General features: G+C 70.6%; 12 protein-coding genes. 3 read left to right on the forward strand and 9 right to left on the reverse strand.

Annotation, left to right across the window (positions count from 1 at the left end):
- Positions 1–32: 32 nt before the first annotated feature.
- The gene (locus tag RFN52_RS11110; protein ID WP_184845583.1) at positions 33–722 is read left to right on the forward strand and encodes a TetR/AcrR family transcriptional regulator; all 690 of its coding nucleotides are present in this window, start codon (positions 33–35) and stop codon (positions 720–722) included.
- A gap of 6 nt (positions 723–728) precedes the next feature.
- On the opposite strand, the gene RFN52_RS11115 is transcribed toward RFN52_RS11110, so the two are convergent.
- From RFN52_RS11115 to RFN52_RS11150, 8 genes are all read right to left on the reverse strand, one after another.
- On the reverse strand, positions 729–1085 hold the full coding sequence (locus RFN52_RS11115) for a 5-carboxymethyl-2-hydroxymuconate Delta-isomerase (protein WP_184845585.1): 357 nt from the start codon (positions 1083–1085) through the stop codon (positions 729–731).
- 30 nt (positions 1086–1115) lie between these two features.
- Positions 1116–2720 carry a fused response regulator/phosphatase gene (locus tag RFN52_RS11120; protein ID WP_184845587.1) on the reverse strand — a complete coding sequence of 535 codons (1605 nt, stop codon included), beginning with the start codon at positions 2718–2720 and terminating at the stop codon, positions 1116–1118.
- Positions 2721–2810: 90 nt separating this feature from the next.
- Positions 2811–8216, reverse strand: coding sequence for a pullulanase-type alpha-1,6-glucosidase (gene pulA / locus RFN52_RS11125; RefSeq protein WP_184845589.1), 5406 nt, complete (start codon positions 8214–8216; stop codon positions 2811–2813).
- Between the two features lie 182 nt (positions 8217–8398).
- The gene (locus RFN52_RS11130; protein ID WP_184845591.1) at positions 8399–9772 is read right to left on the reverse strand and encodes an alpha-amylase; all 1374 of its coding nucleotides are present in this window, start codon (positions 9770–9772) and stop codon (positions 8399–8401) included.
- A gap of 119 nt (positions 9773–9891) precedes the next feature.
- Complete coding sequence (locus RFN52_RS11135) at positions 9892–11592, reverse strand: glycoside hydrolase family 13 protein (RefSeq protein ID WP_184853849.1); 1701 nt, start codon at positions 11590–11592, stop codon at positions 9892–9894.
- A gap of 145 nt (positions 11593–11737) precedes the next feature.
- Positions 11738–12646, reverse strand: a complete 909-nt coding sequence (locus RFN52_RS11140) for a sugar ABC transporter permease (RefSeq protein ID WP_184845593.1) — start codon at positions 12644–12646, stop codon at positions 11738–11740.
- 14 nt (positions 12647–12660) lie between these two features.
- Complete coding sequence (locus RFN52_RS11145; protein WP_184845595.1) at positions 12661–13665, reverse strand: carbohydrate ABC transporter permease; 1005 nt, start codon at positions 13663–13665, stop codon at positions 12661–12663.
- 125 nt (positions 13666–13790) lie between these two features.
- A complete protein-coding gene (locus RFN52_RS11150) occupies positions 13791–15059 on the reverse strand; it encodes an extracellular solute-binding protein (RefSeq protein ID WP_184845597.1) in 1269 nt (422 codons plus the stop codon).
- 390 nt (positions 15060–15449) lie between these two features.
- Here RFN52_RS11150 and RFN52_RS11155 point away from each other — a divergent pair, with 390 nt between their 5' ends.
- Together RFN52_RS11155 and RFN52_RS11160 are read left to right on the forward strand one after the other, a co-directional pair.
- Positions 15450–16484, forward strand: coding sequence for a LacI family DNA-binding transcriptional regulator (locus RFN52_RS11155; RefSeq protein WP_184845599.1), 1035 nt, complete (start codon positions 15450–15452; stop codon positions 16482–16484).
- A 93-nt stretch (positions 16485–16577) separates the two neighbouring features.
- Entirely contained in the window at positions 16578–17519 is a 942-nt protein-coding gene (locus RFN52_RS11160) for a phosphatase PAP2 family protein (RefSeq protein ID WP_184845601.1), read from the forward strand.
- Here the strand turns inward: RFN52_RS11160 and RFN52_RS11165 are convergent.
- Positions 17498–20506: a bifunctional [glutamine synthetase] adenylyltransferase/[glutamine synthetase]-adenylyl-L-tyrosine phosphorylase gene (locus RFN52_RS11165; protein WP_184845603.1), complete on the reverse strand. Its 3009-nt coding sequence runs from the start codon at positions 20504–20506 to the stop codon at positions 17498–17500. The genes RFN52_RS11160 and RFN52_RS11165 overlap by 22 nt on opposite strands.
- Between the last annotated feature and the right edge of the window lie 410 nt (positions 20507–20916).

Here is a 20916-nt window from a genome sequence, read left to right on the forward strand (position 1 = left end):
TCGAGGCCGGAATCGATCGGTAAGGTGTTCGTATGACTATCGGGGTTCGCCGCAGAATGGGAGTCGAGGAGCGGCGGCAGCAGTTGATCGGCGTCGCCCTCGAACTGTTCAGCCGCCGCTCGCCCGACGAGGTCTCCATCGACGAGATAGCGTCGGCCGCGGGCATTTCACGCCCGTTGGTCTACCACTACTTCCCCGGCAAACTCAGCCTGTACGAGGCCGCGTTGCAGCGGGCCTCGGACGATCTGGCGGCCCGTTTCGTGGAGCCGCACGAGGGTCCGCTGGGAGCGCGGCTGCTGCGCGTGATGCACCGCTACTTCGACTTCGTGGACGAGCACGGGCCCGGTTTCTCCGCCCTGATGCGCGGCGGCCCGGCGGTGGGCTCCTCGACGACCAACGCGCTCGTCGACTCCGTACGGCAGGCTGCGTATGTCCAGATCCTTTCGCACCTGGGCGTGAGCGATCCGCCCGCGCGCCTCGAACTGGTCGTCCGTTCCTGGATCTCGCTCGCCGAGTCGACGGCGCTGATCTGGCTGGACGGCCGGCGCATCCCGCGCGAGGAGCTGGAGCCCCAGCTCGTCAACGACTTCGCGGCCCTCGCCGCGGTCAGCGCCGCCTACGACGAGGAGATGGCCGCGCTGCTGCGCGAGATCGTCAAGGACGAGCCGGCCGACGGCCCGTTCGCGCACCTGGCCGGCCGGCTCATCGCCCTGGCGAGCTGATCCGGCCTAGCTCTCGAACTTCGCGTACGACGGGTCCAGGTCGCGGACCTCGGCGGAGGCGTGCAGCGCGAGCCCCCCGGCGGGCTTGAGGTGGGTCCGCAGCAGCTCCAGCGCGGCCTGGGTGAGCCGGGCCTTGGTCTCGTCGGTGCGGCCGGCGAGCAGCGCGATGTGGACGTGCACATGGGCGTGCCCCTCGGCCTCGGGGCCGACCACGATGTCCTCGGTCGGACGGAACCGGCTCTTGCACGCCGCCGGTTTGGCGGCCGCGATCTCGACCGTCGCCTCGTGCAGCGCCTTCGCGAAACCGGGCCGGTCGAAGTCGCCGGCGAGGTCGGCGGAATAGTCGACGGTGATCTGCGGCATCAGTACTCCTGTTCTGGGCGGCCAACGGGCTCACCCTAGCCGCAGGGCCAGCATCGCGATGTCGTCCTCGGGGTCGCGGCCGAAACAGCCCAGCAGCACGTCGCAGAGGGCGTCCAGGCCGGGCGGGGCATCGGCGGCGGCCGTGCGGAGCTGGTCCATGGAAGTCGTGATGGGGATGCCGCGGGTCTCGATGAGGCCGTCGGTGACCATGAGCAGCCGGTCGGTGCGGTGCAGACGGCACTCGGTCGCCTGGGGCCGCTCCAGGCCCAGCCCGAGCAGCGGACCGCAGGCGTCGGCGTACCGGGCGTCGCCTCCCGCGCGCAGGATCAGCGGTGGGATGTGGCCGGCGTTGGCGATGCGCACCCGCCCGCTGCCGGGGTCGACCAGGGCCAGGCACACGGTGGCCGTGACGTCCGGGTGGTACTCCTGGAGCATCCGGTCGAGCCGCGTGGCCAGTACGACCGGGTCGCTCTCGTCGACGCAGTAGGCGCGCAGGGCGTGGCGGATCTCGACCATGACGGTGGCCGCGTCCAGCGAGTGCCCGACGACGTCCCCGACCGCGGTGAGGATCCCGTCGCGGGTGCGCAGGGCGGCGTAGAAGTCGCCGCCGATCTCGGTCTGCTCGGAGGCGGGCTCGTAGCGGACGACGATGTCGACGCCCGGCAGGTGCGGCAGCTTGTGCGGCCGGGGCAGGAAGCTGCGCTGGAGGGTGAGGGCGACATGCCGCTCCACCTGGTACATCAGCAGCGGTTCGGCGGCGAGCACGGTGGCCTGGGCGAGGCGGGCGCGCAGCCCGTCGTCCGCGGGGTCGCCGGTCGCCGTGCGCCGGACGGGCGTGGCGAGGCACACCGTCGTCCGGCCGTCCTGGGCCGTCGCCACGGTCACGCGGGCGTCCTCCTCGACGCCCGGCCGGAAGACCCCGGCCGGCCACAGCGGCGCGGGGACGACGATGGTGTCCACGCCCGTGCGGCCCTCCGCGAGCCGGGTGACCAGCCGTGCCGCCGCCTGGTGGGCGTCGCTGCCGGCGTCCGCGGGGCGGCCCCGGGCCGTGCCGCGGTACGGCTCGTCGTCCGGGCCGATGACGAACACCTCGGCGGGTGAGGCGGTGAGGCGCGCGGTGCCCTCGGCGGCCGCGGTGGCCAGTTCCCGCGGGCAGCGTGCCGCCTGCACGGTGATGACGGCCTCGGCCAGCAGCGTCAGCCGGTGCACGGCGGTCTCGGCGCCCGTGGCGCGGCGGGCCCCGCGTACGGCGGCCCGGACGACGGCCTGGATCTCCCGTGGTTCGGCGGGCACGGTCAGATAGGCGTCCCCGCCGGCGTCGAGGCCCCGGCACCGGTCGCCGGGCGCGGTCGCGGCGGCCGAGAAGTGCACGACGGGCAGCGCGGCCATGGGCAGCTGGGCCCGGACCCGGCGGCACAGTTCGAAGCCGCTCATGTCGGGCAGGCCCACATCGACGAGGGCCACGTCGGGCAGGGTGCCGTCCCGCAGCCGTACGTCGAGTTCGACGAGCGCCTCGCCGCCGCTGGCGACGGGCACGACCCGGTGACCGGCCCGTTGCAGCACCGCGCCCATGGCGTAGCGGCTGGCCGCGACGTCGTCCACGACCAGCACGGTGGTGCCGGGGCTGTGCTGCATACCGCTGGCGTGCCTCTCGGTGGCCTCTCGGGGCGCGTACGGGGGTGGGGCGGACCGTGGATCACGGCCCGCCCCACCCAACGTAGTGCGCTATCCGGCGGCCCGGGTGAAGACGGCGACCGTTCGCCCCGGAACGGCGAAGGTTCCCGATTCGGCGGCGTAGGAGGCGGACTTGACGGTAGAGTCCGCCCCCGCCGCCTGGACCGGGTGCAGCCGGTACCCCGCCCCGGCGAGTGCGGGCACGCGCTGCTCCTGCTTCTCCGGCGTGGCGTTGAAGACGACGACGAGGTCACCGAGCCGCATGGTGATCACGCCGGGCGTCTCGTCCGTGCCGGACAGCGGGAAGGACAGCCGGGACTGCACCTGTGCGGCCGTGCCGAGGGAGAAGTCCTTCTCGGCGCTGCGGATCCGCAGCAGGTCGCGGTAGGCGGCCGAGGTGCCCTCGATCTGCTCGCAGCCCACCTCGACGGTGCTCAGCAGGGGCTTGGCGTACGGCCACTTGTCGGTGTTGTCGGCCGCCATGGGCAGGCCGCGGCCGAAGCCGTTGCCGTCCTCGCACCTCCAGTGGACGGCGTTGAACCAGTCGCCGCTGTCGTAGGAGTTGCGGTCCAGGGACTTGGAGCGCAGCAGGTCGGTGCCCGCCTGGGAGAGGGCCGGGCCCTGCGAGAGGGTGGCCGTCGCCATGGCCAGGACCTGCATCCGGGCCCGGTCGGCCGCGCTCGTCGAAGCGGGCAGCTTGAAGGCGAGCGCGTCGAACAGGGACTCGTTGTCGTGGGCGTCGGCGTAGGCGAGGGCGTCACCGGGGGCGTCGGCGTAGCCGGCCGGGGCGCCGTTGTAGTCGACCTCGGAGCCCTTGACCTCCTTGCCGGCGGTGTCGGTGAAGCGGTAGCCGGCGAGGTTGCCCGAAAGCCCGACCTTGATCAGGTCCTGGTAGTGCAGCAGACGGGCCTTCTGTTCAGCCGGAGTGCCGTTGTTCTTCGAGGAGTTGGGGTCGGTGTACAGGCCGGAGGCGAAGCCCTGGACGCCGGGGTCCTCGTCGAAGGGGCCGCCGCCGCGCACGGCGTCACGGGCCCGGTCGGAGAAGGTGGCGATGCCGGTGCCGGCCATGTTCTTCTGCGTGGCCTGGACGAACCGGGCGTCGTCGGCGATCTCGCCGAAGTTCCAGCCCTCCCCGTAGAGGATGATCTTCTTGCCGTCGACGCCGTCCTTCGCGAGGGTCAGCGCGTCGAGGGCCTTCCTGACCGCGAGGATGTTGGCCTTCGGGTGGTGGCCCATGAGGTCGAAGCGGAAGCCGTCGACCTTGTACTCCTTCGCCCAGGTGACGACCGAGTCGACGACGAGCTTGCCCATCATGGCGTTCTCGGTCGCGGTGTTGGCGCAGCAGGTGCTGTTCGCGACCGAGCCGTCGGCGAGGAGCCGCTGGTAGTAGCCGGGCACGATCCGGTCGAGGACGCTCGTCTTCTCCTGGCCGCTCGCCGCGGTGTGGTTGTAGACGACGTCCATGACGACCCGCAGTCCGTCGTCGTTGAGGGCCTTGACCATCTTCCGGAACTCGACCGTGCGGGCGGTGCCGTCCGGGTCGGTGGCGTAGGAGCCCTCGGGGACCGTGTAGTGGAACGGGTCGTAGCCCCAGTTGTAGGCGTCCTTCGCGGCGATCTTCCCGACGCACTCCTGCTGCTTGTCGGAGTCGGCGGGGAAGGAGGCCAGGTCGCAGTCGGTCCTCGCCTGGTCGGCCTTCCTCTCCGGGATGGTGGCGATGTCGAACGCGGGCAGCAGGTGGACGTACGAGGTGCCCACCTTCGCCAGCTCGCGCAGGTGCTTGCTGCCGTCGCTCGCCTTGTCGGTGAAGGCGAGATAGCTGCCGGGGTGCTTCGCCGTGCGGTCCTCGACGGAGAAGTCCCGGATGTGCAGCTCCTGGATCTGCGCGTCCCGCAGCGGTACGGCCTTCGGCTTGGTGTACGCCGACCAGCCGGACGGCTTGAGCGCCTTGTCGTCCAGGTCGACGACGAGGCTGCGCTTCGAGTCGGCGGTGAGGGCGAGGGCGTAGGGGTCGGTGACCTTGTTGGTGACGACCTTGCGGACGCTGGGCGCCCAGACCTTCACGACGTACCGGTAGGGCTTGCCCTTCCAGGACTTCGGGCCGGTGACGGACCAGACGCCGGTGGCGGCGTCGCGCTTCATCGGCACGGTGGAGTCACCGATCTCCAGGGACACCTGCTGGGCGGTCGGCGCCCAGACGGACAGGGTGGGGCGGCCCTTGGAGAACGTCGGCCCCAGGTCGGCCTTGGTGGCGCCGGGGTACAGGTCGTCGAGGACTCCGGCGATCTGCACGCCGGTCGCGGCGAGCACGGCGCCGTTGGCCGCGTGCTGGGTGGCGACGACCTGGCCGCGCAGGGCCTCGCGGACCCGGTCGCGGTCGCGCGGGTCGACGGTCCAGGCGTCGTACTCCTTCAGATGCGGGAACGTCGCCTTCTGGGCGTCGGTCAGCTCGCCCTTCGACAGGCGCAGCCACTTCGCGTCACCGGTCAGGGCGCCGTCCTTCGCGGCGATCGAACCGTCGCGGGAGTACAGCAGCTGGGTGGAGGCGGCGGCGTCGGAGCCGTTCCAGGCGAGGGTGTTCCGGTCGATCCAGACGGCCTTGGAGGTGGTCAGGTCGAGGGCGGCCGCGCTGCCCGCGGGCTGCGGGACCAGGTACTTCTCCTGGCCGTTCACCAGCCACACCTCGTGGCCGTTCGCCTTGAGGTCGAGCGACTGGTCGGTGGGCAGGTCCTTCTCGTCGCCCTTGTGGATGATGTAGCTGAGACTGGTGGCACCCTCGGTGAGCGGCACCTCGTAGACAGCGCCATAGGAGTCAGTCTTCACCGGCTTGAGGGGGTTCGACCAGTCGGTGGGGTTCGCGGCGCCGGTCCAGACGTGCAGGCCCCAGCCGTCGTAGTTCCCGTCGGCCCGGTGGTAGTGCAGGACGGCCTTGGTCTTGTCGGGCGCCGGTAGGTCGGGGCGCTCGGTGGTGACGGTGTCCTTGCCCTGCTCGATCCAGACCTCGCCGGTCTTGGTGACGTCGATGGTGCGGTCGGTGGAGACGTCCTTGTCGCCGTCCTTGTCGATGACGAGGAAGCCGACGTTCGAGGCGCCGGGCTTGAGCTTGACCCAGGCGAAGGCTCCGTAGGCGTCGCGGCCGGTGAAGGGGTGGCTCTTCGGCCATTCGGTGGCCTCGCCCTCGGCGATGTCGCCCCAGGCGTACAGGCCCCAGTCGGCGTAGTCGCCGTCAGTGCGCTTGTAGTGGACGATCGCGTAGTCGCGGGAGGAGGCGGTGGGCGGCTCGGGGGCGGGCGGGGTGCCGGTGCTGGAGGCGGCGAGGGCGCTCGCGGTGCGGCCGGCCGAGTCGATCACGACGGCCTTGTAGCGCAGGGCCGTGCCGGGCGCCACGTTCTTGCCGATGGTGTGGGTGACCTTGTACGGGGCGTGGTCGGCGGAGCCGAGGGTCTGCCACCTGCCGTTGCCGGTCTGGGCGGCGAAGACGACCCGGTTGAGCTGCCCGCCGTCCACGTCCGCGGAGACCTCAACGGTGCCGGTGGCGCCGGCGGCCGGGGCCTTCAGGGTGATCGTGGGCGCCGTGGCGGGCTTGGCGAGCCTGCCGGACGCCTTGAGGACGACCGCCGAGCCGGCCGGGACGGTGACGGTGAGCTTCTTGTCGCCGTCGCTCTTCGGGGAGGCGTCGGTGCCGTGGATGCCCTTGAAGGTCATACCGGCCGAGCCGGTCGGGAACGTCGCGGTCTTCGCCTCGCTCGCGTTGTTGAAGGCGACGACGTACTCGGTGCCGGTCTTCGCGTCGGTGCGGGAGAAGGCGTAGACGCCCGGGCCGTCGGCCGCGTACCGCTGCTGCTGGACGCCGTCGGTGAGAGCCGGGTTGGCCTTGCGGAGTGCGGCGAGGGCGCTGATCTGCCGGTAGAGCGGGGCCTTGGTGTCGTAGGCGTCTTCGGTGTGGGTGCGGTCGGTGCCGATGCGGTCGTCGTCGAGGTAGTCGGCAGTGCGCGAGGCGAACATGCTCTGCCGGGCGTCCTTGTCGCCGCCCTGGCCGGTGAAGCCCTGCTCGTCGCCGTAGTAGACGACGGGGTTGCCGCGGCTGAGGAACATCAGCTCGTTGGCGAGCTTGTCCTTCGCGAGGAGCTCGGCGTCGGTGGCCTTCGGGTCGTCCTGCTTCAGGAAGGACCCGATGCGGCCCATGTCGTGGTTGCCGAGGAAGGTGACCTGCTCGTACGCGTTGGCCTTGCCGGTCGTGTACTTGTGGTCGTCGCCGAAGACACCGGCGAGCTTCTGCGCGCTCGCGCCCTGCGAGGCGTACTGGCGGGCCGCCTCCTGGAAGGGGAAGTCGAGCGTGGCGTCGAGGCGGCCCTGGGTGACGTACGGGGCGGTGACGTTCGTGTCGGCCGAGTACACCTCGCCGAACATGAAGAAGTCGTCCCGGCCCCGCTTGGCCGCGTAGGCGTCGAGAGCGGTGGCCCACTGGGTCCAGAACTCCATGTTGACGTGCTTCACGGTGTCGATCCGGAAGCCGTCGACGTCGAAGTCCCGTACCCAGCGCTGGTAGATCTTCTCCATGCCCCGTACGACCTCGGGGCGCTCGGTCCACAGGTCGTCGAGCCCGGAGAAGTCGCCGTGGGCGGAGCTCTCACCGGCGAAGGTGGAGTCGCCGCGGTTGTGGTACATCGTCGGGTCGTTGAGCCACGACGGGACCTTGACGTTCTTCTTCGCCGCGGGGACGGTCGGCGTCCGCGGGAAGGAGTCGCGGTCGACCTCCGGGAAGTCCCGCTTCCCGTCCGCGTAGTCCGCGTCGTCGAAGGGCCTGCCGTCCTTCGTCAGATACGGGAACGCCCCCTTGGACAGGTAGTCGTAGGACTTCTCCTCGTAGTCGACGACGTCCGCGGTGTGGTTGGTGATGACGTCGAAGAAGACCTTCATGCCCTTGGCGTGGGCCTTGTCGATGAGGGTTTCCAGGTCCTTGTTGGTGCCGAAGTGCGGGTCGACCTGGGTGAAGTCGGTGATCCAGTAACCGTGGTAGCCGGCCGAGGCGTTCGCCCCGGTGCCCTGCACGGGCTGGTTCTTGAAGATCGGGGCCATCCAGAGGGCGGTGGTGCCGAGGCCCTTGATGTAGTCGAGCTTCTTGGTCAGGCCCTTGAGGTCGCCGCCCTGGTAGAAGCCCTTGTCGGTGGGGTCGTAGCCGGTGGCGAGGCGGGAGCCGGTCAGGCCGCCCTTGTCGTTGCGCGGGTCGCCGTTGGCGAAACGGTCCGGGAGGACGAAGTAGAACTGCTCGCGCGTGGAGTCGTGCCGGGCGGGCTCGGCGGCGAGCTTGGCGTCGGACGGGGGCGGGGGCGGGGTGTCCGCCCCGGCGGCGAGCGGCTGGACGAGCGCTGCGGCCAGCGCGGTGACGGTGACCGCGGCGACCCGTCCGGTACGGGCAGTTCGGCGCCTCGACGGCACCGGCCATCTCGGTATCAAGACGTGGACTCCTTGCGATGTGCGGCTCTTCGGGTCCGACCCCGCGCGACCGTATCGCCGCCGAAACGCTTACAGCAAGAGTCTTGAAACCATGGGAAAGAACTTTCAACCACCGGAGTTGGGCGAGAGCGGCCCCGGCCGGCACAAGACGTGGTTGCCGGGGCCGCACACGGCGCCCGGCTTCAGCAGCCGGACTTCCCCGCGTAGATCGCCAGGGCCGTGTTCGAACCCAGCGTGGCCGTGAACTGCCCGCCGGAGTTCACCGTCACCGCCGTGTTGTTCTGGACGTTGCAGTACGTCCCCGCGGGCAGTGAGGTCTGGTAGGTCCGGGTCAGCGATCCCGACTCGTGGTTGACGGCCACGAAGCCCTTGCCGCCCCGGCCGAACGCGATGGCGTCGCCGCCGTTGTCCCACCAGTCGGTGACGGCCTGGCCCCGGGTGGCGTTGCGGAAGCCGACCATGGACTTGATCTCCGGCCAGTTGTGCTGGCACTTCCAGCCGTCCTGCCAGCAGGCGTTCACCTGGCCGCCGTTCGGCGGGCCGGCGTCGTGGTCGGAGAACTCGTAGCCGGAGTTGATGTCCGGGGCGCCGTAGGGCCAGGCCAGCATGAAGACGTTGGCCAGGGTGTAGTTGGCGTTGTCCTTGTAGCTGAGGGTCGAGCCGTTGCGCTCGGTGTCGTGGTTGTCGACGAAGACACCGGAGACGCCGCTGCTCATGTAGCCCCAGCCCTCGCCGTAGTTCTTCAGGTAGGCGAGGTTCTCGTTGTTGAAGACCCGCTTGAGGTCGTAGGCGTAGCGGAACTCCTGGACGTCGCCGTTACTCGTGTATTCGGTGGGCTGGACCGCCTCGCCGGAGCCGTAGATGACCTCCTGCTTCCAGTACACCGACGGGTTGCTCAGCCGGGACTTGATGTCGGCGAGGTCGGCGGCGTCCATGTGCTTGGCCGCGTCGACGCGGAAGCCGTCGACGCCGAGGGACAGCAGGTCGTTCATGTAGCCGGCGATCGCGCCGCGGACGTAGTTCTCGCCCGTGTCGAGGTCGGAGAGGCCGACCAGTTCACAGTGCTGGACGTTCCAGCGGTCCTGGTAGTTGGTGATCCGGCCCGTGCAGTCGTCGAAGTCGGGCGCCGAGTAGAGGCCGGGGTAGGTGTACTTCGTGTACGACGAGCCGCCGGTGCCGGTGCCGCCGCCGGCCGCCATGTGGTTGATGACGGTGTCCACGACGACCTTCACGCCGGCCGCGTGGCAGGTGTTCACCATGTTCTGGAACGCCGCGCGGTCGCCGAGCCGGCCGGCGATCTTGTAGCTGACCGGCTGGTACGAGGTCCACCACTGCGGGCCCTGTATGTGCTCGGCGGGCGGGGAGACCTGGACGTAGCCGTATCCGGCGGGCCCGAGGGTGGTGGTGCACTCGCGGGCCACCGAGGCGAATTTCCACTCGAAGAGGACGGCGGTGACGTCCTTGGTGCCGGGTGGGGAGGCCTGCACACCAGTCGGGTTCATGACAACCGCAGCCGCGGCGAGCGCGACGGCGGAGGCGAGGTATCTGCGTGCCATGTGGGGTTTCCTTCTTCTTTGAAGGTTCTTGCTGCAAGGTTCAGAAACCTTGCGGTGACGCAGATAGTAGAGGCCCGCCACCCGAAAGGGCAGCGGGCCGTACGAAATTCAAAGGAAAATCAGGCGCGGGCCCCGGAGGTCGCGGTGGTCCACCACACCGTGGTGTCGGCCGGCACCTTCGCCTCGTCGTCGACCTCGACGATCTCCCCGCTCGCCACCAGCACCCGGCCGTACGCCGGCATCGCCACCGACTCGCCGGTGGTGTTGGCGACGCACACGAACTCCCCGCGCCGGAAGGCCAGCACGCCCTCGGGCGCCCGCAGCCACTCCACGGACGTGCCGGCGCCGAGGTCGGGCTGCTCGCGCCGCACCCGGAGCGCGGCCCGGTACAGCTCCAGGGTCGAACCGGCCTCGCCCGTCTGCGCCTCGACGCTCAGCTCACCCCACCCGTCGGGCTGCGGCAGCCAGCTGCCGCCGTCACCGAAGCCGTACGAGGAGCCCGTCCGGGTCCACGGGATCGGCACCCGGCAGCCGTCGCGGAAGCCGTCCTGGCCCGCGCCCCGGAAGTACGCCGGGTCCTGGCGCACCTCGTCCGGCAGGTCGACGACGTCGGGCAGGCCGAGCTCCTCGCCCTGGTAGACGTAGGCCGAGCCGGGCAGCGCCAGCATCAGCAGGCTCGCGGCCCGGGCCCTGCGCAGCCCGAGGGCGCGGTCGCCGGCCAGGCGGATCTGGGTGCCGAGCCCCGCCGGGTTGGCGAAGCGGGTGGCGTGCCGGGTGACGTCGTGGTTGGACAGTACCCACGTGGCGGGGGCGCCGACCGGGCGCATGGCCTCCAGGGTACGGTCGATGACCTCGCGCATCTCCTCGGCGTCCCAGTGGGTGCTGAGGTACTGGAAGTTGAAGGCCTGGTGCAGCTCGTCCGGGCGGACGTAGTGGGCCGTGCGCTCGATGGTCGGCGTCCACGCCTCCGCGACGAAGATGCGCTCACCCGAGTACTCGTCGAGGATCAGCCGCCACTGCCGGTAGATCTCGTGCACGCCCTCCTGGTCGAAGAACGGCATGACATCGTTGCCCAGCAGCTTCACCTGGTCGTGGGATCCAAGGTCGGGCAGCCCCTCCGCCTTCACCAGACCGTGGGCGACGTCGATGCGGAAGCCGTCGACGCCCATGTCCAGCCAGAAGCGCAGGATGGAGCGGAACTCGTCGCCGACCGCCGGGTGCTCCCAGTTGAAGTCGGGCTGCTCGGGGGCGAAGAGGTGCAGGTACCACTCGCCGGGGGTGCCGTCGGGTTCGGTGACGCGGGTCCAGGCCGGGCCGCCGAAGATCGACTCCCAGTCGTTGGGCGGCAGTTCGCCGTTCTCGCCCTTGCCGGGGCGGAAGTGGTAGCGGTCCCGCAGCGAGGAGCCCGGGCCCTCGGCGAGGGCCCGCTTGAACCACTCGTGCTGGTTGGAGGAGTGGTTGGGCACCAGGTCGACGATGATGCGCAGGCCCAGCCTGTGGGCGTCGCGGATCAGGGCGTCGGCGTCCAGGAGGTTGCCGAACATGGGGTCGACGGCGCGGTAGTCGGCGACGTCGTAGCCGGCGTCGGCCTGCGGTGAGGCGTAGAAGGGGCTGAGCCACACGGCGTCCACGCCGAGGTCGCGCAGGTACGGCAGCCGGGTGCGGACACCCTCCAGGTCGCCCATGCCGTCGCCGTTGCTGTCGGCGAAGCTGCGCGGGTACACCTGGTAGATCACCGCGTCCCGCCACCAGTCGCGGCGCTTGGCGACGGCCGTGGCGGACGTGGGGGTGGGGGCAGGTGCAGCTGAGTGCTGGCTCATGTCGTCCTTGATGCGTAACAGGATGTCGGTCATGGAAGGCGTGGGTGGGGTGACGAGGCGGCCGCGGCACAGCGGGGTCGGATGGGCGCCGCGGCCGCCTCGGGCTGGTGGGGTGAGGTTCGGCGGTGCCCCGGGAGGCACCGGGTCACCCCTTCGTGCCGCCGGCGGTCAGCCCGGTCACCAGGTTCTTCTGCACGAGGTAGAAGAAAATGGCGGCCGGTATCGCGATCAGCACAGCCGTCGCGGCCATCAGGTTGCGCTGCGCGTCGTGCTCGCTCACGAACGTCTGCAGACCGACGGCGAAGGTGTACTTGTCGTCGCTCAGCATGAACGTCGAGGCGAACGCGACCTCACCGAAGGCCGTGAGGAAGCTGTAGAAGGCCGCGACCGCGAGCCCGGGCTTGGCGAGCGGCAGGATGAGCCGCGCGAACGTGCCGAAGGGGGTCAGCCCGTCGACGCGCCCGGCCTCGTCGATCTCGAACGGGATGGTGTCGAAATAGCCCTTCATCAGCCAGGCGCAGTACGGCACGATCGTGGTGCAGTTGACAAGGATGAGACCAAGGTAGCTGTCGATGAGCTGTAGATCCGAGAGGATCTGATACATCGGCACGATCAGTACCGCGATGGGGAACATCTGGGTGACCAGCAGCACCCACATCAGCTTGCGGTAGCCCGGGAAGCGCATGCGGGAGACCGCGTAGCCGGTGGAGGCGGCGACGACGACACCGATCAGCGTCGTGCCCAGCACGACGATCAGCGTGCTCTTCAGCCAGTCGAAGAAGCCGGTGTCCTGGAGGACGAACGCGTAGTTGTCGAGCGTGATCTTGCCCCAGATGCGTCCGGGGTGGAGGTAGTCGTCCTTGTCCGGTCCGAGGGACAGGAAGAACAGCCAGGCGACCGGGAAGAGCGCGGTCAGGCTCGCCACGATCAGCACGGCGTGTGAGGCGAGGGAGGCCGCGCGGCTCTGCTCGCCGCGCCGGCGGGTCCGGCCGGGGGCGCCCGCGGGGCGCCGCTCGTCCGCGGGGGCGGGGGTCTCGACGGTGGTCGTACTCATTTCGGACTCCTGCCTCAGATCGCGAGCTGCTGCTCGTTGCGGTTCAGCCAGCGGCGGTAGAAGGAGGTGAAGACGATCAGGATGGACAGCAGCAGGATCCCGTAGGCGGCGGACTGGGCGTAGTCGCGCGGCTGCTGTCCGAAGCCCAGCTGGTAGGCCCAGGTGACGAGGATCTGCGCGTCGGGGGCGGTGTTGCCGAACAGCAGGAAGATGATGGCGAACTGGTTGAACGTCCAGATCACACCGAGCAGGACGACCGTGGTGCTGACGGACCGGAGGCCGGGCAGGGTGACGTAGCGGAAGCGCTGCCAGGCGTTCGCGCCGTCCATCTCGGAGGCCTCGTACAGGCTGGCGTCGATCGACTGCAGGCCGCCGAGGAGCGAGACCATCATGAACGGCACACCGCACCAGGTGTTGACCATGATCGCCGAGAAGCGCTGCCAGAAGGTGTCCTCCAGCCAGGACGGCGTCGGCAGGTGCAGGAGTTCCAGGCCGGAGTTGATGATGCCGCCGTCGGCGAGCATGAACCGCCAGCCGAACACGGTGACGAAGGTCGGCACGGCCCAGGGCAGCACCAGGATCATCCGGTAGAGGGTGCGGCCGCGCAGCTTCTGGTTGAGCAGCAGGGCGAGGCCGAGACCGATGCCGTAGTGCAGGGTGACGCAGGCGGCCGTCCAGAACACCGTCCACAGGAAGTGCGACCAGAAGCGGTCGTACGCCGTCGGGCCCCACAGGATGTCGGCGTAGTTGTCCAGGCCGATGAACTTGTAGGTGGCGTCGATCTCGTTGACGCCGATCGTGCGGGCGGTGTTCAGGCTGGTGGCGTCGGTGAGGGTCAGGTACAGGCCGTAGCCCAGCGGATACAGCACGAGGACGGCGAGGACGATCGCCACCGGGGCGATCATCGCGTAGGCGTACCAGTGCTTGTGGAGGCCGTTCTTCAGCCGCTGCACCGGCCCGGGCCGTGGTTCCCGCTCACCGCGCCGCTTGCCGGTCGCTCGGTCGATGGCGACTGTCATGGTTCGACACCTTCTGGAAGTTCAAGGAGTTCGGAGGGGAGCTGCCCGGGTCGAGGCGCAGGCGCGTGCCGGTGGCCACCGGATCCCCTCCCCCATGACAGGGGGATCCGGCGGCCACCCGGCGATCACTTGGTGAAGTCCGGCACCAGCTTGGCGATGGCCGTCTCGGCGTTGCCGAGGCCCTTGTCCAGGGACTCCTTGCCGCCCGCGATCTTGATCAGTTCGTCGTCGAGGGGGCCCCACAGGGAGCTGTACTCGGGCAGGGCCGGGCGCGGCTGGGCGGCGGAGAGCACGCTCTGGTAGCCGGCGATGCCCGGGTCGGCCTTGACCTCGGCGGTGTAGGCGTCCTCGCGCGTGGGGAGCGTGTTGTTCTTCAGCGCGATGGTCTCCTGGGCCTTGGCCGAGGTCATGAACTTCACGAACTTCAGCGAGGCCTCCTGGTGGGCCTTGTCCGAGCCCGCGTACACCGAGAGGTTGTGGCCGCCGGTCGGGGCGCCCGCCTTGCCGGTGGAGCCGGCCGGGACGGTGGCGATGCCGAGGTTGCTCTTGTCCTTGAAGGCCGAGCCCTTGTAGAAGTTCGTGATCTCCCAGGGGCCCTGGACGATCGAGGCGACCTTGCCGTTGACGAACGCGTCCTGGATGTGGGCGTAGGCGTCGGCGGTGGTGTCGGCCTTGTGCAGGCCCTTGCCCTTGAACAGGCCCTGCCAGGTGCCGTAGGCCTTCTTGGCCTCGGGCGAGGTGACGGTGATCTTCTTGGCGTCGGCGTCGACGGTGTCGGTGCCCTCGCCGTAGAGGAAGGACTGGGCGTAGTAGGCCTGGGTGGAGCCCCAGTAGCCGTCGACGCCGGTCTTGTCCTTGATGGTGGCGGCGGCCTTCTTCAGGTCGTCCCAGGTCTTGGGGGCCTCGATGCCGGCCTTCTTGAACAGGGCCTTGTTGTAGACGAGGGCGAGGGTGTCCGTGGTGAAGGGGACGCCGTAGGTCTTGCCCTCGTACTTGGCCTGCTCGATCAGGCTGGGCTGGAACTTGTCCTGCTCGGCGAGGGCCTCGGTGCCGTCCAGCGGCGCGAAGAAGCCCTTCTTGGCGAAGGCCGGGGTCCAGCCGACCTCGGAGCGCAGCACGTCCGGGGCGCCCTTGGAACCGGCGGCGGTGTCGAACTTGACCTGCGCCTGGTCGAAGGGGACGTTGACGTACTTGACCTTGATGTCCTTGTTGGCGGCCTCGAACTCCTTGACCAGGGCCTGGTACGTCGGCGCCTCGTTGGTCGCGTTGGAGGTGTCCCACCAGGTGATGGTGACCGGGCCGCCGGCCTCGTCGCCGCTGTCGCTTCCGCCGCAGGCCGTCGCCGCCAGGGCGAGGGACGCCACCAGCGCGGTGGCCGCTATGCCACGCCGCATGAGTTCTCCTTGAGGGTGAAGCCCGTTCGTGCTGCCGACTGCGCCGTTGGCGGCCGGGCGTCGGTGACATTAACCTCGCCGCAACGTCTTGCGAAAGACCTTGCAGCAAAAAGTTGCAAGAGGTGCGGATGGTTATCCCGCCGTGACCTCCCTTCGATCGCCCCGGAGCCCGGAGATACCGCTGATCGGCGGGGAGTCGGACAGCTGTGCAAGACTCTGCAAGCACTTGCCATCCGTCTGCGCCGGGGGAATCATCCGTTGCGGATCGGACGCCGACCACGAGTTTCGAGGACCGCGATGACCAAGCCACCCGCAGCGGGCCGTGCGACGGCGCGCACCAGGCGTCCCGTCGGTGTGCAAGGAGAACCCCGGCCGCTACAGTCCAGTGCTGTGACCACACGGCTTGCCGACATCGCTGTGCAGGCGGGGGTGAGCGAAGCGACCGTCAGCCGCGTCCTCAACGGGAAGCCGGGCGTCGCCGCCACCACCCGCCAGTCCGTGCTGGCCGCTCTCGACGTACTCGGCTACGAACGCCCGGTGCGCCTGCGCCAGCGCAGCGAGGGGCTGGTGGGGCTGATCACCCCGGAGCTGGAGAACCCGATCTTCCCGGCCCTGGCGCAGGTCATCGGCCAGGCGCTGACGCGGCAGGGCTACACCCCGGTGCTGGCCACCCAGACCCCGGGCGGCTCGACGGAGGACGAGCTGACGGAGATGCTCGTGGACCGCGGGGTCGCCGGCATCATCTACGTCTCCGGACTGCACGCGGACACCACCGCCGACATGCAGCGCTACGACCGGCTGCGCGCCCAGGGCGTGCCCTACGTGCTGGTCGACGGCTTCTCGCCGAAGGTGCAGGCGCCGTTCATCTCCCCCGACGACCGCGCCGCGATGAGCCTCGCGGTCACGCACCTGGTGTCACTGGGGCACACCCGGATCGGCCTGGCCCTCGGGCCGAAGCGGTTCGTGCCGGTGCAGCGCAAGATCGAGGGGTTCGTGCGCACAGTGCAGGACCAGTTGGGCCTGGGCGCCGAGACCGTCGAGTCGGAGCTGGTGCAGCACTCCTTGTACACCCTTGAGGGTGGTCAGGCGGCGGCCACGGCGTTGATCCAGCGGAACTGCACGGCCGTGGTGTGCGCCAGCGACATGATGGCGCTGGGCGCGATCCGGGCGGCCCGGCAGCTCGGTCTGGACGTGCCGAAGGACATCTCCGTGGTCGGCTTCGACGACTCCCCGCTGATCGCCTTCACCGACCCGCCGCTGACCACGGTCCGCAAGCCGGTCCCGGCCATGGGGCAGGCCGCCGTGCGCACGCTGCTGGAGGAGATCGGCGGGACGCCCGCGCCGCACAGCGAGTTCGTGTTCATGCCAGAGCTGGTGGTGCGCGGTTCGACGGCCTCGGCCCCGGGGGAACGCGGTCGCTCCTGAGACCTTCGACCTGATTTCGCCGTAGAACATGCGGCTCGTACAAGGCCGCGGGATGATCGGTGGGGAAGTCCTTTTCTGGCAGACTTTGCGCCTATGGGTGAAACGACCGTGACGAAGCCGGAGGGCCTGGAAGCGGCCCTCCAGGAGACCGTTGCGGCCGATACGGGTCGAGGTCCCCTGCGCCGGCTGCGCACCCCGCACCGGCCCCGGTTCTGGTTCGAGATCCTGCTGATCGCGGTGAGTTACTGGACGTACTCGCTCGTCCGCAACGCCGTGCCCGAGCAGAAGACCGAGGCGCTGCGCAACGCCGACTGGATCTGGCAGGCCGAGCACCATCTGGGCATCGCCGTCGAGGAGACGGTCAACCACGCCGTGAACTCGGTGCATTGGCTTATCGTCGGGATGAACTACTACTACGCGACGCTGCACTTCATCGTCACGCTGGGTGTCCTGGTGTGGCTCTACCGTCGCCATCCCGGCCGCTACGCGGCGACCCGGCTGGTGCTGTTCGCGACCACGGCCTTCGCCCTGGTCGGTTACTACCTGTATCCGCTGGCGCCCCCGCGGCTGATGAACGGCGGCGGCTTCATCGACACGGTCATGGTCCACCAGACCTGGGGTTCGATGGCGTCCGGCGACCTGAAGCACATGTCCAACCAGTACGCCGCGATGCCGTCGATGCACATCGGCTGGTCCGTGTGGTGCGGCCTGACGATCTTCGCCCTGGCGAGCGTCCCCTGGGTGCGGGTGCTGGGCCTGCTCTACCCGGCGCTGACGCTGGTGGTCATCGTCGCCACGGCCAACCACTTCTGGCTGGATGCCGTCGGTGGCGTGCTGTGCCTGGCCGTCGGGTTCACGGTGGCCCGGCTCTGGTACGGAAGGCAGCCGTACGCCCTGCCCCGGTCGGTGCCGGCCCGCAGGCGGGACGCCGCCCGGGTGCGGGACGGGGCCCGGGTGCGGGACGGGGCCGGGGAACGAGAAGAGGACGCGCCCGGGGCGCCGACCGGCAGGTCTCAGCGCTCCGCGGCCCCGTAGAAGAGTTCCTCCATCACGCCTCGCGCCCTGCGCGCGGTTCGCCGGTAGCCGTCGAGCATGTCGCCGACGTGGCCGGGGCCGTAGCCCAAGTAGCGTCCTACGGCCGCCAGTTCCCGGGGGTCGGAAGGGAAGGTGTCGCCGGCCCGGCCGCGGACCAGCATCACCGCGTTGCGGACGCGGGTCGCGAGGACCCAGGCCTCGTCGAGGGTCGCCGCGTCCTCCTCGGTGATCAGCCCGGCGGCGCGGGCCGCGGCCAGGGCCTCGCGGGTGCGGGTGGTGCGCAGGCCCGGCTCCGCCGAGCCGTGCCGCAGCTGCATGAGCTGCACGGTCCACTCCACGTCGGACAGGCCGCCCGGACCGAGCTTGGCGTGCAGCTTGGGGTCGGCGCCGCGCGGCAGCCGCTCGGACTCCATGCGCGCCTTCAGCCGCCGGATCTCGCGTACCGCCTCGTCGGCGAGCCCGTCCGCCGGGTAGCGCAGCGGGTCGATCAGCTCGATGAAGCGGCGGCCCAGGTCCGCGTCGCCGGCGACGGGCTCGGCCCGCAGCAGCGCGTGCGACTCCCACGTCAGGGCCCACCGGCGGTAGTACGCCTCGTAGGACGTGAGGGTGCGGACCAGCGGCCCGGACTTGCCCTCGGGGCGCAGGTCGGCGTCGATGAGCAGGGGCGGGTCGGCGCTGGAGATCTGCAGCAGGCGGCGCATCTCGGAGACGACCTTGTTCGCCGCCTGGGAGGCCTCCCGCTCGTCGACGCCGTCGCGCGGTTCGTGCACGAACAGCACGTCCGCGTCGGAGCCGTAGCTCAGTTCGTGCCCGCCGAACCGGCCCATGCCGATGATCGCGAACCGGGTGGGCAGGTCGTCGCCCCAGTTGTCCCGTACGACCGCGCGGAGGGTGCCGGCCAGGGTCGCGGCGGTCAGATCCGACACCGCGCCGCCGACCCGGTCCACCAGGGCGCCCTGGTCGGCCTCGGCGGGCTGCTCCTCGGTGCCGTAGGAGCCGACGATGTCGGCGGCGGCCGTGCGGAACAGCTCGCGGCGGCGCACCCCGCGAGCGGCCGTGACCGCCTGGGCGGCGCCGTCGGCGCGTTTCACGGCGGCGAGTATCTCCTGCTCCAGGTGGGCCCGCGGCCGGGGTTCCAGTCCACCGCCGTCCCCGTCGCCGAGCAACGCGACCGCCTCCGGGGCGCGCATCAGCAGGTCGGGCGCGAGGCGGCCGGCGGACAGGACCCGGGCGAGGTTCTGCGCGGCGGCGCCCTCGTCCCGCAGCAGCCGCAGGTACCAGGGGGTCTTGCCGAGCGCGTCGGACACCTTGCGGAAGTTGAGCAGCCCCGCGTCCGGGTCGGCGGAGTCGGCGAACCAGCCGAGCAGCACGGGCAGCAGGGTGCGCTGGATGGCGGCCTTGCGCGTGACGCCGGAGGCCAGCGCCTCCAGGTGGCGCAGGGCGGAGGCCGGGTCGGCGTAGCCGAGGGCGACCATGCGTTCGCGGGCCGCCTCGGTGCTGAGCCGGGCCTCGCCGGTGGCGAGCTGGGCGACCGCGTCGAGCAGCGGCCGGTAGAAGAGCTTCTCGTGCAGCCGGCGTACGACGCCCGCGTGCCGCCGCCACTCGCGGTGCAGGTCGGCGACCGGGTCCGTGCGCAGGCCGAGGGAGCGGCCGATGCGGCGCAGCTCGGCCTCGTCCTCGGGGACGAGGTGGGTGCGCCGCAGCCGGAACAGCTGGATGCGGTGCTCCATGGAGCGCAGGAAGCGGTAGGCGTCGTCGAGCTGGGCCGCGTCGGACCGGCCGACGTAGCCGCCGGCGGCGAGGGCCCCCAGCGCGTCCAGGGTCGTGCCGCTGCGCAGGGAGGTGTCGGCCCGGCCGTGCACCAGCTGGAGCAGCTGCACGGCGAACTCGACGTCCCTCAGGCCGCCCGGGCCCAGCTTCAGCTGGCGGTCGACCTCGGCGACGGGGATGTTCTCCACGACCCGGCGGCGCATCTTCTGCACGTCGGGGACGAAGTTCTCGCGCTCGGCGGCCTTCCACACCAGGGGCTGGACGGCGGCGACGTACTCCTCGCCGAGGCCGAGGTCGCCGGCCACCGGGCGGGCCTTCAGCAGCGCCTGGAACTCCCAGGTCTTGGCCCAGCGCTGGTAGTAGGCGAGGTGGCTGGAGAGGGTCCGCACGAGGGGGCCGTTCCTGCCCTCGGGCCGGAGGTTGGCGTCGACGGGCCAGATGGAGCCCTCGACGGTCGTCTCGGAGCAGATCCGCATCATGTGCGAGGCGAGCCGGGTCGCGGCGCGTACGGCCTTGGTCTCGTCGGTGCCCTCGGTGGCCTCCCCGACGAAGATGACGTCCACGTCGGAGACGTAGTTCAGCTCGTGGCCGCCGCACTTGCCCATCGCGATGACCGCGAGCCGGCACTGCTCGGCGTCCTCCGGCGCGGCCGCCTCGGCGATGGCGAGCGCGGCACGCAGCGTGGCGGTGGCGAGGTCGGCCAGCTCGGCGGCGGACTGGGCGACGCCGGTGGTGCCGCAGACGTCCCGGGCGGCGATGGACAGCAGGCAGCGCCGGTAGGCGACCCGCAGCGAGACCGGGTCGGTGGCGTCCGCGAGGCCGGCCTCGAACTCCTCCACCCCGGGGTGCAGGTCGTAGGCCTCGTACATGACGAGTGCCTGCCAGTCGTCCGGGTGCCGGGCGAGGTGGTCGGCGAGGGCGGTGGAGGCACCGAGGACGCCGAGGAGGCGGTCGCGCAGGGGCTTGGCCGCGATCAGGGTGTCGAGCAGTTCCCGGCGGGCGCCCGGACTCTGCTGGGCCTCCAGCAGCCGGACGAGGCCGAGCAGCGCGAGATCGGGGTCGGCGGTTGCGCCCAGCGCCTCCAGCAGCACCGGGTCGTCGCGCAGGGGCGCGAGCTCCGGGCTGTCCAGGAGCCGCTCGGCGGCGGAGGCGTCGGTGAAGCCGTGCCGCAGCAGCCGTGTGAAGGTACTGCTCCTGCGCCCCGGCGCCGCCGTCATCCGGGCCTCCCTCGCACTGTTCCTCGGACATGCATCGGATCAAGGTCGTACGGCTTTGAGCCTAACCGCACGGGCCGGGGGAAGCGCCGGGGAGTTCGGCAGGCGGACGAGGGCCGCGCGGCGGGGGCTGTTGGCCTGTGCGGCGGGGGTCGTGGGCCTGTGCGGTGGGGGTTGTGGGCCTGTGCGGCGAGAGGCACGCGACCGACGAGGGACGACCGCACCGCCGAAGGCGGCCAGAGGCGCGCGGCTACGGGGGCTGGCCGCGCCGTGGGAGGCGGGGTACGGCGGTTGGCCGCGCTACGGCAGACGCCAGGGCCATTTGCACCACGGCACGGGTCCCGCCGCCGTCTACTCGGTGGCGCCGCACACCGTTTTCGGCTTCGGTGAGGGGGAGCCGTTCAGCCGGCTTC

The organism is Streptomyces collinus, from assembly GCF_031348265.1.
GTDB lineage: Bacteria > Actinomycetota > Actinomycetes > Streptomycetales > Streptomycetaceae > Streptomyces > Streptomyces collinus.

What these genes read in the sequence shown, in the direction of transcription:
- RFN52_RS11140 (WP_184845593.1), bottom strand. Translation starts at nt 12,646, where the DNA reads ATGAGTACGACCACCGTCGAGACCCCCGCCCCCGCGGACGAGCGGCGC.
- RFN52_RS11110 (WP_184845583.1), top strand. Translation starts at nt 33, where the DNA reads ATGACTATCGGGGTTCGCCGCAGAATGGGAGTCGAGGAGCGGCGGCAG.
- RFN52_RS11150 (WP_184845597.1), bottom strand. Translation starts at nt 15,059, where the DNA reads ATGCGGCGTGGCATAGCGGCCACCGCGCTGGTGGCGTCCCTCGCCCTG.
- RFN52_RS11145 (WP_184845595.1), bottom strand. Translation starts at nt 13,665, where the DNA reads ATGACAGTCGCCATCGACCGAGCGACCGGCAAGCGGCGCGGTGAGCGG.
- RFN52_RS11115 (WP_184845585.1), bottom strand. Translation starts at nt 1,085, where the DNA reads ATGCCGCAGATCACCGTCGACTATTCCGCCGACCTCGCCGGCGACTTC.
- RFN52_RS11160 (WP_184845601.1), top strand. Translation starts at nt 16,578, where the DNA reads ATGGGTGAAACGACCGTGACGAAGCCGGAGGGCCTGGAAGCGGCCCTC.
- RFN52_RS11130 (WP_184845591.1), bottom strand. Translation starts at nt 9,772, where the DNA reads ATGGCACGCAGATACCTCGCCTCCGCCGTCGCGCTCGCCGCGGCTGCG.
- RFN52_RS11165 (WP_184845603.1), bottom strand. Translation starts at nt 20,506, where the DNA reads ATGACGGCGGCGCCGGGGCGCAGGAGCAGTACCTTCACACGGCTGCTG.
- RFN52_RS11120 (WP_184845587.1), bottom strand. Translation starts at nt 2,720, where the DNA reads ATGCAGCACAGCCCCGGCACCACCGTGCTGGTCGTGGACGACGTCGCG.
- RFN52_RS11135 (WP_184853849.1), bottom strand. Translation starts at nt 11,592, where the DNA reads ATGAGCCAGCACTCAGCTGCACCTGCCCCCACCCCCACGTCCGCCACG.